This is a genomic window from Acinetobacter sp. HY1485 (assembly GCF_027568475.1).
GTDB lineage: Bacteria > Pseudomonadota > Gammaproteobacteria > Pseudomonadales > Moraxellaceae > Acinetobacter.
The window spans coordinates 176342-190374 of record NZ_JANKZG010000001.1 but is presented as its reverse complement, the minus strand read 5'-3'; the positions used below and the strand labels follow the sequence as shown (position 1 = coordinate 190374).

Sequence of the window (14033 nt, the reverse complement as noted above, 5' to 3'; positions counted from 1 at the left end):
TTTTAACGTTTTGGTAGTGGAATATACTGCGCATTTGCATTTTGTTGTTGACGCTCACCCACTTGTACATCAACTTTAAATGGTTCACCATTACGTTCTATTTCAATTTGCACCGTACTATTTGGCGGTTGTAACGCTACATAGTTAATAAGGTGCGATGCTGATGGCATGTTCTCATTATTTACCTTTAAGATACGGTCACCTTTACGCAAACCTGCATCTGCAGCAGGACCACGACTGAAAATATCTGCAACTACAATACCGTCTGTTGGTTTGACTGTATCAAAATCAGAGTTATAAGATGGTGGTAATAAACTAATACCTAACCAACCACGTACAACTCGCCCATCTTTTAAAATAGAGTTAAATACTTGTTGACATACTTTAGCAGGTACTGCAAACCCAATGCCCAATGAGCCACCTGATTGTGAAAAAATTGCTGTATTTACACCAATTAGGTTTCCAGATACATCAATGAGCGCACCACCAGAATTACCTGGATTAATCGCCGCATCCGTTTGAATAAAATCTTCGTATGTATTAATTCCTAAATCAGAACGCCCAAGTGCCGAAACAATACCCTGTGTTACAGTTTGTCCTACACCAAATGGGTTTCCAATCGCTAAGACCACATCCCCTACTTGGCTACCTGTCGGCTTAAATGGCAATACAGGTAAATCTTGCAGATCAATTTTAATCACTGCTAAATCTGTATCAGGGTCTGTACCAATCACTGTTGCTTTGGCACGTCGCCCATCACGTAATCCCACAATAATTTTGTCGGCTTGGGCAATAACATGGTTATTTGTTAAAATATAACCATCAGTACGTACAATCACACCCGACCCTAAACTGTTTTCATTTTGATTTTTTTGTTCAGGCAAACGATTACCAAAGAATTTTTTAAAAGCAGGGTCTTTAAGTAAAGCACTGTCTGTACCATTGAGCTTTTGAGTTGTAAAAATATTTACAACTGCAGGTGCAGCAACATTCACTGCATTACTATAAGAATCGACTGCATTTGGTTTAACTAAAGGTTCTTCTTTTTCAACTGGCATTTGTACGCCATCTGCCGCTATGGGTGCTTCAACACGTGTTTTTTGCCAAAACATCGTTCCCAAAATTACAAGCAGAATCCAAGGCAACCATGTTAATGCTCTACGCACGTTATTGTTCCTCAAAATAATATTGTATTCTAGTATCAGGTTTAACATCATATAGGAAAAATATGGCGCAATTAAACGATATTCTTGAATGGTGCGATAAGACCCTGAAAACACAAGAATTTAAAGACTATGCTCCTAATGGGTTACAGATTGAAGGTAAACATGAGGTCAAAAAAATCTTATGTGCTGTCAGTGCCTCTTTAGATGCCATTGAAGCTTGTATTGAACAAAAAGCCGATATGTTATTGGTTCATCATGGGTATTTTTGGAAAGGCGAGCCAAGTATCATTACAGGGATGCGTGGCAAACGTATCAAAACACTGATTCAGCATGATATTTCATTAGTTGGCTATCATCTACCGTTAGATTCCCATCCTACTCTCGGTAATAACGCAGCAATTGCAGAAAAACTAGAGTTAAATACCATTGAACCTTTGGATCCAAATGAACGTCATCCCATTGGCAATACAGGTTATTTATTACATGCTTTATCAGCGGAAGATTTCAAAATGCTGTTAAATTATCATTTTGGACAAGTGATTCATTTACCTGCAAAAAACCAACTGATTAGTAAAGTTGGTTTTTGTACAGGTGCAGCGCAAGACTTTATTACTAAAGCCGCAGAACAAGGGTGTGATGCTTATATTTCAGGCGAAGTTAGTGAACGTACATTTTATGAAGCCAAAGAATTGGATGTAAATTATTTTGCTTGTGGTCATCATGCAACCGAACGTTATGGAATTCAACGACTTGGGCAAGAAATAGCAAAAAAATTTGATGTGGAATATTGCTTTTTTGAGCAAAATAACCCAATTTAATATCTCTTACTGGGTTGATTTTGTTACGCTGTGTAATAAGTAAGCTCAAAACTGCTTTTTATTATTACACTAAACAACTTACCCAGCTTCAATAGCAAGGAAATAAATTATGACAACCATTACACTTCCAGATCTTCCATACGGTTATGACGATCTTGCACCGCACATTAGCCGTGAAACATTAGAATATCACCACGATAAACATCACAATACTTATGTGGTTAACTTAAATAAAGCAATTGAAGGCACAGAACTTCAAGGTAAAACGCTAGAAGAAATTATTGTTGCAACTGCAAAAGATTCATCTAAAGCAGGCGTATTTAATAACGCTGCACAAGTATGGAACCATACTTTTTATTGGAACTGCATGAAACAAAATGGTGGTGGCCAACCAACAGGTGTTTTAGCGGATAAAATTAATGCAGCTTTTGGCTCTTACGAAAAATTTGCTGAAGAATTTGCAAATGCTGCCGCAACTCAGTTTGGTTCAGGTTGGGCATGGCTAGTTGCAGACAAAATCAATGGTGATTTATCTATTCTAAAAACATCGAATGCAGACACACCACTTGCACATGGTAAAGTCGCTGTTCTTACGATTGATGTATGGGAACATGCATACTACATCGACTTCCGTAATGCACGTCCAAAATATATCTCAACTTTCTTAGAAAGCCTAGTAAATTGGGATTATGCAACTGCAAAACTTGCAGGCGAAGATGCAGGCGTAGAAAAATAAAATATTGAAAAAACCCTGCTGAGTGCAGGGTTTTGTCTATAAATAAAACAAGTAATTCTTTTTTTTAAATAAAAACTTGACGACTGTTCATTAAATCCATAGAATCCACATCAGATTCTCCAATAGCTCAGTCGGTAGAGCGACGGACTGTTAATCCGCAGGTCCCTGGTTCGAGCCCAGGTTGGAGAGCCAAATACTAAAGCCCCTAAGTGTACTAATCTTAGGGGCTTTTTTAATATACATATTTCAGCATTCAGCATTCAGCATTCAGCATTCAGCATTCAGCATTCAGCATTCAGCATTCAGCATTCAGCATTCAGCATTCAGCATTCAGCATTCAGCATTCAGCATTCAGCATTCAGCATTCAGCATTCAGCATTCAGCATTCAGCATTCAGCATTAGAATAATTAAAAACGTTCAAAATCAATACACATAAATCATTTATCTATTGACGTATTTAAATTTTATCCCTAAAATCCACCTCAGATTCTCCAATAGCTCAGTCGGTAGAGCGACGGACTGTTAATCCGCAGGTCCCTGGTTCGAGCCCAGGTTGGAGAGCCAAATACTAAAGCCCCTAAGTGTACTAATCTTAGGGGCTTTTTTTATATCAATTAAAAGCACTACCCTACACTAAGCCTAAAAAATGCTTAAAATAAATACATATAAATCATTTATCTATTGACGCACTTAAATTTTATCCCTAAAATCCACCTCAGATTCTCCAATAGCTCAGTCGGTAGAGCGACGGACTGTTAATCCGCAGGTCCCTGGTTCGAGCCCAGGTTGGAGAGCCAAATACTAAAGCCCCTAAGTGTACTAATCTTAGGGGCTTTTTTTATATCAATTAAAAGCACTACCCTACACTAAGCCTAAAAAATGCTTAAAATAAATACATATAAATCATTTATCTATTGACGCACTTAAATTTTATCCCTAAAATCCACCTCAGATTCTCCAATAGCTCAGTCGGTAGAGCGACGGACTGTTAATCCGCAGGTCCCTGGTTCGAGCCCAGGTTGGAGAGCCAAATACTAAAGCCCCTAAGTGTACTAATCTTAGGGGCTTTTTTTATTGATGTTGACTGGTACTTACTTCAGGATCAGATGCGAGTTGACGTTGCTTTTCATAGACTACACGCTGTGCATCATAGCCACGTTTAGTCTTTACATCTTGAGACGCAGCAAAAAATAGCATTGTCACCAATAAAACAGGCACTAATAAACCAACAGCAAACAATGTCCAGCGCTTACGATCTCGACGGCGTATATCTTCGTTCATGGGACTACTCAATTTAAAAACGGTTTCATTATAACAAACTGACAAAAATTCCTAAAAAAATGATAATACCAATCCAACGATTGTGTAAAAACATTTTAAAACACTGTGTAGGATCACGCTCTTTGGTTTTTATCCACTGATAGAAAAAATCTAGACCTGCAAGACTCAAAGCAATAATGCCATATGGATGTAATAGATCTTCTTGATACAATGCAGTGCCAATAAAACACAAACTAAAAAACTGTAATAATCCGATAATAAGCAAATCAAAACGTCCAAATAGAATAGCCGTAGATTTAACGCCAATTTTCAAATCATATTCACGGTCTGTTATGGCATATTGGGTATCATATGCAACTGTCCATGCCAAATTACCAAAATAAAGTAACCAACACGTACTGTCTAACGGATGCCCTACCGCTGTAAATGCCATTGGAATAGACCACGAAAACGCTGCACCTAATACAACTTGCGGTAAATGCGTATAACGCTTCATAAATGGATAAATAAATGCTAAAAACAGCGCACCAAAAGAACAGTAGAATGTCTCAATAGGCAAAAAAAACAGTAACAAGGCACTTGCAAGCACCAATGCTAAAAATACAAATATAGCTTCTTTAGGTTGAATTGCACCTGTTGCCAATGGACGATTTTTGGTTCGCTCTACATGTGCATCCACTTTTCGGTCTGCAAAATCATTAATTGCACAACCTGCTGCACGCATAAAAATAACACCCAGTGTCATTGGAATTAAAATACCTAAAGCAGGAATACCTTTTGCAGCAATCCACAATGCCCACATTGTGGGGAAAAATACCAACTCTGTGCCAATTGGTTTATCAAAACGACATAAATAGTAATAAGCTTTCAGTTTATGCATCGTATACTCTTATTTATTTGTAATAAATTGCTCAAATGCAGGTAAAAATGTTTCTTGAACAATAAACTTACATCCATGCCAAGTATAGCAACTTTGACGTGTCCAGCCTTGTTTTAAATATAAAATACGCCGTTCACACTTTGGCGTTGTACGTTTAAATAAGAAATAACCAATTGGACGTGTCCCCAAATGCTTAAAAATACGTGCTTGTTTTTGTAAACTTAAAATTGGAAAAATACTTTTTGCATGTACCCATGGTGTTCTCTCAGAACCATACAAATAAGCCTCACGCACCCAAGAAGTATGGGTATTAGGCATTTTTAGCCACTGGGCATCTGCTTTAGTTAAACGACAAAAATGACCTGTAAGAGGCTCAACACAAAACTGCCCCTGCCCTAGCTTAGTGAGTTGCTGTGTTAGAGAGCCTTGAGCGTATAACCATGCTTTGAGATAAGAAGGGATTTGTTTTGACACTTCATTAAAAGAATAAGAAAAAAGAAATAATATACTATTTTAAGTAAAAAAATGCGCTCTTACCGAGCGCACTATCTTAAAGAACAATATTAAGGTCAACATCAATATTATTACGTGTCGCATTTGAATATGGACATACTTCGTGTGCAATTTCTACAAGTTTTTGTGCTTCTGCTTCATCCATTTGTGGTAAATGGATATTTAATTTTACTTGTAAAGCAAAACCTGTTGGAATTGGACCAATCCCCACCTCTGCCTCTACAAATGCATCTTTAGGAATCGAAATTTTGTCACGTCCTGCAACAAATTTCATTGCACTTAAAAAACAAGCTGAATAGCCTGCAGCAAACATTTGCTCAGGGTTTGTACCGCCACCTAAGCCACCCATTTCTTTAGGTACACCAAGCTTTACATCTAATGCTTTATCGTCAGATGTTGCACGACCATCACGACCGCCTGTTGCTTGTGCTTTTGCTGTATAGATTACTTTTTCTAATGCCATTTTCAACTCCAAATTATTTAACGCACAATTAAATCGTACACGACTTAAATTAAGAATCAACTATTTTTTCTTGAAGCTGTTTTGATAATTGCATAAGTTGATATTTTAAATCTGCATAATTTTGCATGGCTTGGGGTATTTTTTGTGCCTGTTGTTTTAGCTCTTCACCATGTTGTGTTAAATGAATTAAAACTTGTCGCTCATCTGCACTTGAACGTTGCCGATAAATGAAATCTGATGCTTCCATTCGTTTAAGCATAGGTGTAAGTGTCGAAGATTCTAGTTTTAATAAATCTCCAATTTTTGACACAGTGACTGCGTCCTTTTCCCACAAAACCAACATCACTAAATATTGTGGATAAGTTAAACCAAGTGGTTTTAATAATTTACGATACACTTGATTAAAAGCAAGATTGGCTGAATAAATGGCAAAACAAAGCTGATGATCTAATTTTAATAACTCATCTGACTGCATGCAGCTTTCCTAACATCATAAATAAATAGCAGTGTAATAAAAAAGCCCACCGAAGTGGGCTTCTTTTTTTAACTTAAACGCTGTAGTACATATCAAACTCAACAGGATGTGTCGTTGTATTTAAACGGCGTACATCTTCTGTTTTTAATTCAATATAAGCATCTAGCATTTCTTTCGTAAATACACCGCCTTTTAACAAGAACTCGTGATCTGCTTCTAATGCATCTAATGCCATTTCTAAGCTATGTGCCACTGTTGGAATTTGTGCTTCTTCTTCCGGTGGTAAATCATATAAGTTTTTATCTGCTGCATCACCTGGATGGCTTTTATTTTGAATACCATCAAGACCTGCCATGAGCAATGCTGCAAATGCTAAGTACGGGTTAGCCGCTGGATCAGGGAAACGTGCTTCAATACGCTTACCTTTAGGACTAGATACATAAGGAATACGGATTGATGCAGAACGGTTACGCGCTGAATAAGCCAACATAATCGGTGCTTCAAAATGTGGTACTAAACGCTTGTATGAATTCGTTGATGGATTGGTTAATGCATTTAATGCACGCGCATGTTTAATGACACCACCAATAAAGAACAATGCCATTTCAGACAGTCCTGCATACTCATCGCCTGCAAACAGGTTTTTGCCATCTTTAGAAATCGACATATGCACATGCATACCAGAACCGTTATCGCCTACCATTGGTTTAGGCATAAACGTTGCCGTTTTTGCATATTGATGTGCCACATTGTGTACTGCATATTTAAACTGCTGTACTTCATCTGCTTTACGTACCAATGTGTTAAAGCTCACACCAATTTCTAATTGGCAAGATGCAACTTCATGGTGATGAACTTCTACACGCCCCTCGCCCATAATTGCTTCAATTTTTGCACACATATCAGCACGCATATCGTGTGATGAGTCAACAGGTGGTACAGGGAAATAGCCACCTTTTACGCGCGGACGGTGACCACTGTTACCTGCTTCATAATCTTTACCTGTTGACCATGCCGCTTCTTCTGCAATTAAAGTATGACGAGCGCCAGACATATCAATGTCCCATTTCACTTCATCAAATACAAAAAATTCAGGTTCAGGACCAAAAAATGCCGTATCACCAATCCCTGTTGATTTTAAATATTCTTCAGCACGGCGTGCAATTGAACGTGGATCACGCTCGTAACCTTGACCTGTTGATGGCTCAATCACATCACACGTTACCACTACAGTTGGTTCAGCAAAGAACGGGTCGATAAAGCCAGTTTCTGCATCTGGACGTAAAATCATATCTGATGCTTCAATGCCCTTCCAACCTGCAATAGAAGAACCATCAAACATTTTGCCATCTTCAAATGTATCTTCGTCAATTGAATCGGCAGGATATGTTACGTGTTGCTCTTTACCTTTTGTATCTGTAAAGCGAAAATCAACCCAGCGAGCGCCGCTATCATTAATGAGTTCAAGGACTTTATTCGCCATGTTCTTGCTCCAATATTTTTGCACTTTGCCAGTGCGTGTTAGTTGTTAACTAGTATTAAGCAACACTCATGCCAATTCACAATAGATATGATAAATTGACATGCGCGCATTTAATTTGCGTATTCTGCACCAAAATAACACACTCAAAAAATATTTTGGCTTCTACCACTGCACAATTTAAGTGCATTTAAAGGTGTACTATGCGTCAACTTCAATACTTATCTTTAGCTGAAGGTACAACACTCTTACTTTTACTCTGTATTGGTTTACCTGTGAAGTATTTTTTAGGCTATCCAATTGCAACCAAACTTCTTGGGTCATTACATGGCATTGTTTTTATTGCTTACATGGCACTTTTGTTCAAAACATTTTCACTTTGGACACCTAAACAACGCTTACAACTTTTTGTTTTAGCATTTATCCCATTTGGCGGTTTTATTAATGAAAAGTTAATTAAGCAAAAATGCCAGCACAACAATTATTTAAATTGATAGGTCAATGATGTTATTACAAATAATTTAAATTCTGCTAAAGTAGTAAAACAAGTTACTTTTTGGGTAATATTGTGGGTAAGAATGAAGGTTCAATTTAATTATTTCTTATAGTTCAAAAGGTTAATACCGATATGCTTCTGATGATCGATAACTACGACAGTTTTACATATAACATCGTGCAATATTTTGGCGAGTTAGACCAAGATGTAAAAGTGGTTCGCAATGATCAAGTATCACTAGAAGATATCGAACGATGGCAACCGCAATACCTCGTCATTGGTCCAGGACCTTGTTCGCCAAGTGAAGCAGGCATTTCTATTGCTGCAATTCAACACTTTGCTGGCAAAATTCCGCTTCTTGGTGTGTGTTTAGGACACCAAAGTATTGGACAAGCATTTGGAGGCGATACCGTACGTGCTAAAACAGTGATGCACGGGCGTTTATCCAATATGTATCACAATGATGTAGGTATCTTTAAAAATCTGCCTTCTGAATTTACAGCAACACGCTATCACTCTTTGGTCATTGACCAAGAAACACTGCCTGAGTGTTTAGAAGTGACCTGCTGGACACAAGAAGCAGATGGCTCAATGGAAGAAATTATGGGTGTACGGCATAGAACGTTACCTGTAGAAGGGGTGCAATTTCACCCAGAATCTATTTTGAGCCAACACGGACATCAAATTTTTAAAAACTTCCTTGAAACTTATAAGTGATGACAATGGACATTCAAAACGCTCTCAAACGTATTACAAAAAATATTCATTTAACCGATGCCCAAATGCAAAATGTTATTCGTCAAATCATGAGTGGCGAAACAACCAACGCACAAATTGGCGCGCTTCTTATGGGTTTACGTCTTAAAGGCGAAACTATTGAAGAAATGACCGCAGCAGCACGCGTCATGCGTGAATTAGCCATTAAAATTAATGTGGACGATGTTCCATATTTAGTTGATATTGTCGGTACGGGTGGTGATGGACAAAACATTTTCAATGTTTCTACAGCCTCTGCTTTTGTAATGTCAGCCGCAGGCGCAACCGTTGCTAAACATGGTAACCGCGGCGTTTCAAGTAACTCAGGCTCATCTGATTTATTAGAACAAGCAGGTATTCACCTTGATTTATCGCTTGCACAAACCGAACGCTGTATCCGCGAGATGGGTATTGGCTTTTTATTTGCACCTAATCATCATAAAGCCATGAAGTATGCCATTGTGCCACGTAAAGAATTAGGTATCCGTACCATCTTTAACTTATTAGGTCCAATGACTAACCCTGCAAATGTAAAACGCCTTGTGATTGGTGTCTTTTCAGAAGAACTCTGTGTACCTATGGCAGAAGTAATGAAGCAACTAGGTGCAGAACATGTGATGGTTGTTCATTCACAAGATGGTTTAGACGAAATTACCCTTGCCAACAAAACGAGTATTGCCGAACTAAAAAATGGTGAAATTACCACATGGACACTTGTTCCAGAAGATGTAGGCATAGATTCACAAACATTAAGTGGTTTAAGTGTAGAAAACTCAACAGCAAGTCTAGCTTTAATTAAAGATGCACTTGGACGTAAGAAATCAAAAATTGGTGAAAAAGCTGCTAATATGATTGCACTCAATGCAGGTGCAGGTATTTATGTCTCTGGTTTAGCCAATAGTTACCAACAAGGTGTTGCTTTTGCACAAGATATCATTGATGGTGGACAAGCACTTGAAAAAATGAGTGTATTTGCAGAATTTACCAAAACGCTTAAATTGGTTGAAACCGTATGAGTACTATATTAGATAAAATTATTGATCGTAAAATTGAAGAACTTGCGATTCGTCGTAAAGAACGCACCTTTTATGATTTAGAACAACTCGTACAAGCTGCTAGCCCTGTACGTGGCTTTGCTCAAGCATTAAAAGCTAAACAACCCGGGGTAATTGCAGAAATTAAAAAAGCCTCACCCTCTAAAGGCGTTATTCGTGCAGACTTTGACCCTGCCGAAATTGCACAACAATATGAAGAAGCGGGTGCAGCATGTTTGTCAGTACTCACAGACATTGATTTCTTCCAAGGTGCAGATGAAAATATTTTGATTGCCCGTCAAAACTGTAATTTGCCTGCACTACGTAAAGATTTTTTAATTGACCCTTATAATGTAGTCGAAGCACGCGCATTACATGCTGACTGCATTTTACTCATTGTGGCATCTCTGTCTGATCAGCAACTTGAAGAAATGTCCAAAACAGCATTTGAGCATGGTTTAGATGTTTTAGTTGAAGTGCATGATGAGAAAGAACTAGAACGTGCGTTATTACTTGATGAACGCTGCTTACTTGGTGTCAATAATCGCGACCTAAAAACATTTAAAGTAGATTTAAACAACTCTCTTCGCATTAAAAAACAACTCCCTGCATCTCGTTTGCTTATTACAGAAAGTGGTATTGCAACGCCACAGGATGTTGCTTTAATGCAAGAAAATCAAATTCACCACTTTTTAGTTGGTGAAAGTTTTATGAAACAACCTCGCCCCGATGAAGCATTTACGGCTTTATTTGGTAAATTGTAAGGACAGATGATGAGCCAAAACTCTTTATCTAAAGATCAGCAAAAACTCTTAAAACAGTTTAAAAAACAAGTTGGGCAACCTGTTTTTGTTGCCCCTACTGAACCTAAAGAAGATGATGATATTGATCTTTTTGCAAAAGCCATGCAGGGTGTTGCACCTATCAAAAACGACAATACAGTTGTGATTGATAAGCCTAAAAAGAAAAAACTTGATGCCCAAATACTGGCAAAACGTATCGCTGCAGAAGGCGGTGCAGAGCAACAAGATGAGGTGATGTCTGATACACAAGCAGCACTTAATCCTGTGGGTAGTCAACAAGCACTTAACTACCGTATTGCAACTTTGCAACATCGTGTCTTTGAAGACTTAAAGCAAGGTAAAATCCGCTGGTTTGAAGCAGTAGATTTACATGGTTGTACCGTAGAACAAGCGCGTGCTGCTGTCTTACAAGTCATTCAAATGGCAAAAGATGAAAATCAAAATGTCGTTAAAATTGTGCATGGTAAAGGACCAGACGCCATTTTAAAAACATACGTAAATGGTTGGCTTAGACAGCATCGCGATGTTTTAGCTTTTGTGAGTGCACCTGAAAATCAAGGTGGTACAGGCGCTGTTTTAGTTTTAATTAAACGGACAGAAAAAAATCCAAAGTACAAAGCGTAAATTTTCTGTTACAATCATGCCCTTGCTCAACCCGTGTAAGTGAACACCTGTTATGTCTATGCAGCAATCCTACGAAAAAATTCTCACAGCCGTTGGCGAAGACTTACAACGTCCTGGTTTAAAGGATACGCCTTTGCGTGCTGCAAAAGCATTTTCGTATTTAACTTCAGGCTATACGCAGTCTCTCCAAGAAGTAACAAACGATGCGGTTTTTCCATCAGATAACCGTGAAATGGTACTCGTTAAAAATATTGAATTTTATTCTTTATGCGAACACCATTTGTTGCCTTTTTATGGACGTGTACATATTGCTTACTTACCAGAAGGGCACGTTTTAGGTTTATCTAAATTTGCACGTATTACAGAAATGTTTGCACGTCGTTTACAAATTCAAGAAAATTTAACGCAACAAATTGCAGAAGCAGTTCAAGAAGTTACGCAAGCACGTGGTGTTGCTGTTGTGATTGATTCTGCGCATATGTGTATGATGATGCGTGGCGTTCAAAAGCAAAGTTCTACCACACGTACGGTTTCTTTTTTAGGTGAGTTTAAAACCAACCAAGAAAGCAAACGCGAATTTTTACAGGCTGTACCCGATTAAAAAAAGGACATTTAATGTCCTTTTTTTATGTGCCAATTGCCATGTTGGTCACGTTGTCCAAGTAAGCGCATCACCAAAACTAAACTAAGTAATAACAATAAATACCAAGAACCAATTTTACCCCACCATACAATATGCCACCCATCGGTTTGGTTAGGATAAACCCAAATATCATAAAATGTACTAATATTTTCAGCAATCCAAATGAGTACTGAAATACCACCTAGTACCACTAACATCGGCAGTTGTAACGTATAATGTTGAATTTTAAATGTGGCTTTTGCTTTATAAAAAATCAAAAAACTCCATACAAATAAAATGCTACGAATATCAATAATAAAAAACTTACTCATAAAATTGACATATGCACAAATAGACAGTGCAAGCATGTTATTTAGACTTGGAAGCCGTTGGAATGAAATATCAAACAACCGAATCGAACGAGCAAAAAAACTACCTATTGCAGAGTACATAAAACCTGCAAATAAAGGTACAGTTAAAAACTTTAATACAGAAGGTTGTGGATATTGCCAAGAACCAATATTGGGTGCAGTGAGTACAAGTTCCATCACCATTGCCATAATATGAAATAAAGCAATGACTTTAGCTTCTGCCCATGTTTCTAACTTAAAATAAAGCATAAATATTTGAATAAGGACAGCAAAAAAAAACAGGTAATCGTAACGATAGAACCCGTAATAATTGTGATGCCCCATTTTAAAACTCATTGCAAATACAATGAGCAGTAAGATACCAAATAGCGCAGCGGAAATCGCCCGCTGTGCTATCCATAGAACAAGGTTCACCCTAAATACTTCGCGCTATATTCATGCACAGTATCCACAAATATTTTTGGCATATCAGGGTTAACCCATTGTGTGATTCCATGCCCTAAATTTGCCACGTAACCCGTTTTTTCACCGTTACAATAAGCATCGTCAAGCATCGCTTTTACTGCTTTTTCAATCGTTGCAGGCGAGCCATAAAGCGTTGCAGGGTCTAAGTTACCTTGTAATGCAACACGTCCATTTACTAAACGACGCGCTTCATCTAAACGTGTTGTCCAATCTAAACCAAGTGCATCTGCACCTGTTTCAAGCATGACATCCAACCACTGACCACCGCCTTTGGTAAATAAAATAACAGGAATACGGCGACCATCTTTTTCACGCTTTAGACCTTGTACAATTTTTTGCATATAGTTCAGTGAAAATTCAACATATTCACGATGTGCTAATGCCCCACCCCAACTGTCAAAAATTTGAATAGCTTGTGCGCCTGCATCGATTTGTGCATTTAAGTAATCTGTTACAGATTCAGCAAGATGATCTAATAATGCATGTAATAATTCAGGCGTTTTATACAACATTTCTTTAGTAAAACGGTAATCTTTACTTGAGCCACCTTCAATCATATAAGTTGCTAGTGTCCAAGGGCTACCAGAAAAACCAATTAAAGGCACTTGCCCACCTAAAGCAGAACGAATCGTTGAAACAGCATTCATGACATAATCTAAATCAGATTTTGCATTGAGTTTTGGAAGCGCTTTAATATCTTGTTCTGTACGCACTGTTTTTTTGAATTTAGGTCCTTCACCCGTTTCAAAATAAAGTCCTAATCCTAATGCATCGGGAATCGTTAAAATATCAGAAAATAAAATAGCTGCATCTAAGTCATAACGACGTAACGGCTGTAATGTAACTTCACATGCAAATTCAGTATTTTTACACAATGATAAAAAATCACCTGCTTGTGCGCGTGTTGCTTTGTACTCAGGTAAATAACGCCCTGCTTGACGCATCATCCAAATTGGCGTGGTGTCTACAGGTTCACGTAATAATGCACGTAAAAAACGGTCATTTTTAAGAGTCGTCATGCTCTTTCCAATCATTAAAAAAATTTAACC

General features: G+C 37.9%; 17 protein-coding genes and 4 tRNA genes. 12 read left to right on the top strand and 9 right to left on the bottom strand.

Features of this window, described 5'->3' with window-relative positions; genetic code table 11:
* Positions 1-2: 2 nt before the first annotated feature.
* Positions 3-1166, bottom strand: coding sequence for a S1C family serine protease (locus tag PCI70_RS00895; RefSeq protein WP_269913469.1), 1164 nt, complete (start codon positions 1164-1166; stop codon positions 3-5).
* A gap of 62 nt (positions 1167-1228) precedes the next feature.
* On the opposite strand from PCI70_RS00895, the gene PCI70_RS00890 reads away from it, so the two are divergent.
* The 6 genes from PCI70_RS00890 to PCI70_RS00865 all read left to right on the top strand — a co-directional run bounded on the left by PCI70_RS00890 (position 1229) and on the right by PCI70_RS00865 (position 3751).
* Positions 1229-1984: a Nif3-like dinuclear metal center hexameric protein gene (locus tag PCI70_RS00890; protein ID WP_269913468.1), complete on the top strand. Its 756-nt coding sequence runs from the start codon at positions 1229-1231 to the stop codon at positions 1982-1984.
* A gap of 109 nt (positions 1985-2093) precedes the next feature.
* A complete protein-coding gene (locus PCI70_RS00885) occupies positions 2094-2720 on the top strand; it encodes a superoxide dismutase (RefSeq protein WP_269913467.1) in 627 nt (208 codons plus the stop codon).
* A gap of 116 nt (positions 2721-2836) precedes the next feature.
* A tRNA-Asn gene (locus PCI70_RS00880) sits at positions 2837-2912 on the top strand.
* A 297-nt stretch (positions 2913-3209) separates the two neighbouring features.
* A tRNA-Asn gene (locus tag PCI70_RS00875) sits at positions 3210-3285 on the top strand.
* A gap of 157 nt (positions 3286-3442) precedes the next feature.
* A tRNA-Asn gene (locus tag PCI70_RS00870) sits at positions 3443-3518 on the top strand.
* A 157-nt stretch (positions 3519-3675) separates the two neighbouring features.
* Positions 3676-3751: transfer RNA gene (locus tag PCI70_RS00865), tRNA-Asn, on the top strand.
* A gap of 41 nt (positions 3752-3792) precedes the next feature.
* Here the strand turns inward: PCI70_RS00865 and PCI70_RS00860 are convergent.
* The 6 genes from PCI70_RS00860 to glnA all read right to left on the bottom strand — a co-directional run bounded on the left by PCI70_RS00860 (position 3793) and on the right by glnA (position 7816).
* The gene (locus PCI70_RS00860) at positions 3793-4002 is read right to left on the bottom strand and encodes a hypothetical protein (RefSeq protein ID WP_269913466.1); all 210 of its coding nucleotides are present in this window, start codon (positions 4000-4002) and stop codon (positions 3793-3795) included.
* A 28-nt stretch (positions 4003-4030) separates the two neighbouring features.
* Positions 4031-4882 carry a 4-hydroxybenzoate octaprenyltransferase gene (ubiA, locus tag PCI70_RS00855; RefSeq protein WP_269913465.1) on the bottom strand — a complete coding sequence of 284 codons (852 nt, stop codon included), beginning with the start codon at positions 4880-4882 and terminating at the stop codon, positions 4031-4033.
* A 9-nt stretch (positions 4883-4891) separates the two neighbouring features.
* A complete protein-coding gene (locus tag PCI70_RS00850; protein WP_269913464.1) occupies positions 4892-5356 on the bottom strand; it encodes a chorismate--pyruvate lyase family protein in 465 nt (154 codons plus the stop codon).
* A 76-nt stretch (positions 5357-5432) separates the two neighbouring features.
* Positions 5433-5858 carry an organic hydroperoxide resistance protein gene (locus PCI70_RS00845; protein WP_269913463.1) on the bottom strand — a complete coding sequence of 142 codons (426 nt, stop codon included), beginning with the start codon at positions 5856-5858 and terminating at the stop codon, positions 5433-5435.
* Positions 5859-5907: 49 nt separating this feature from the next.
* On the bottom strand, positions 5908-6333 hold the full coding sequence (locus PCI70_RS00840) for a MarR family winged helix-turn-helix transcriptional regulator (protein ID WP_269913462.1): 426 nt from the start codon (positions 6331-6333) through the stop codon (positions 5908-5910).
* Positions 6334-6406: 73 nt separating this feature from the next.
* Positions 6407-7816 (bottom strand): type I glutamate--ammonia ligase, encoded by a 1410-nt coding sequence (gene glnA / locus PCI70_RS00835; RefSeq protein ID WP_269913461.1) that lies wholly within the window; start codon positions 7814-7816, stop codon positions 6407-6409.
* A gap of 200 nt (positions 7817-8016) precedes the next feature.
* Between glnA and PCI70_RS00830 the strand changes: the two genes are divergently transcribed.
* The 6 genes from PCI70_RS00830 to folE all read left to right on the top strand — a co-directional run bounded on the left by PCI70_RS00830 (position 8017) and on the right by folE (position 12127).
* Positions 8017-8307, top strand: a complete 291-nt coding sequence (locus PCI70_RS00830) for a DUF3817 domain-containing protein (RefSeq protein ID WP_269913460.1) — start codon at positions 8017-8019, stop codon at positions 8305-8307.
* A gap of 134 nt (positions 8308-8441) precedes the next feature.
* Positions 8442-9026, top strand: a complete 585-nt coding sequence (locus PCI70_RS00825) for an anthranilate synthase component II (RefSeq protein ID WP_269913459.1) — start codon at positions 8442-8444, stop codon at positions 9024-9026.
* 5 nt (positions 9027-9031) lie between these two features.
* Complete coding sequence (gene trpD / locus PCI70_RS00820; protein ID WP_269913458.1) at positions 9032-10081, top strand: anthranilate phosphoribosyltransferase; 1050 nt, start codon at positions 9032-9034, stop codon at positions 10079-10081.
* Positions 10078-10863: an indole-3-glycerol phosphate synthase TrpC gene (gene trpC, locus PCI70_RS00815; RefSeq protein ID WP_269913457.1), complete on the top strand. Its 786-nt coding sequence runs from the start codon at positions 10078-10080 to the stop codon at positions 10861-10863. The genes trpD and trpC overlap by 4 nt, the downstream gene beginning before the upstream one ends.
* A 9-nt stretch (positions 10864-10872) precedes the next feature.
* Positions 10873-11526 carry a Smr/MutS family protein gene (locus tag PCI70_RS00810; protein ID WP_269913649.1) on the top strand — a complete coding sequence of 218 codons (654 nt, stop codon included), beginning with the start codon at positions 10873-10875 and terminating at the stop codon, positions 11524-11526.
* A 58-nt stretch (positions 11527-11584) separates the two neighbouring features.
* Positions 11585-12127 (top strand): GTP cyclohydrolase I FolE, encoded by a 543-nt coding sequence (gene folE, locus PCI70_RS00805; RefSeq protein ID WP_269913648.1) that lies wholly within the window; start codon positions 11585-11587, stop codon positions 12125-12127.
* Positions 12128-12138: 11 nt separating this feature from the next.
* Here folE and PCI70_RS00800 read toward each other — a convergent pair whose 3' ends face one another.
* Positions 12139-12933 carry a DUF817 family protein gene (locus PCI70_RS00800; protein ID WP_269913456.1) on the bottom strand — a complete coding sequence of 265 codons (795 nt, stop codon included), beginning with the start codon at positions 12931-12933 and terminating at the stop codon, positions 12139-12141.
* A complete protein-coding gene (gene hemE / locus PCI70_RS00795; RefSeq protein ID WP_269913455.1) occupies positions 12930-14003 on the bottom strand; it encodes a uroporphyrinogen decarboxylase in 1074 nt (357 codons plus the stop codon). The genes PCI70_RS00800 and hemE overlap by 4 nt, the downstream gene beginning before the upstream one ends.
* Between the last annotated feature and the right edge of the window lie 30 nt (positions 14004-14033).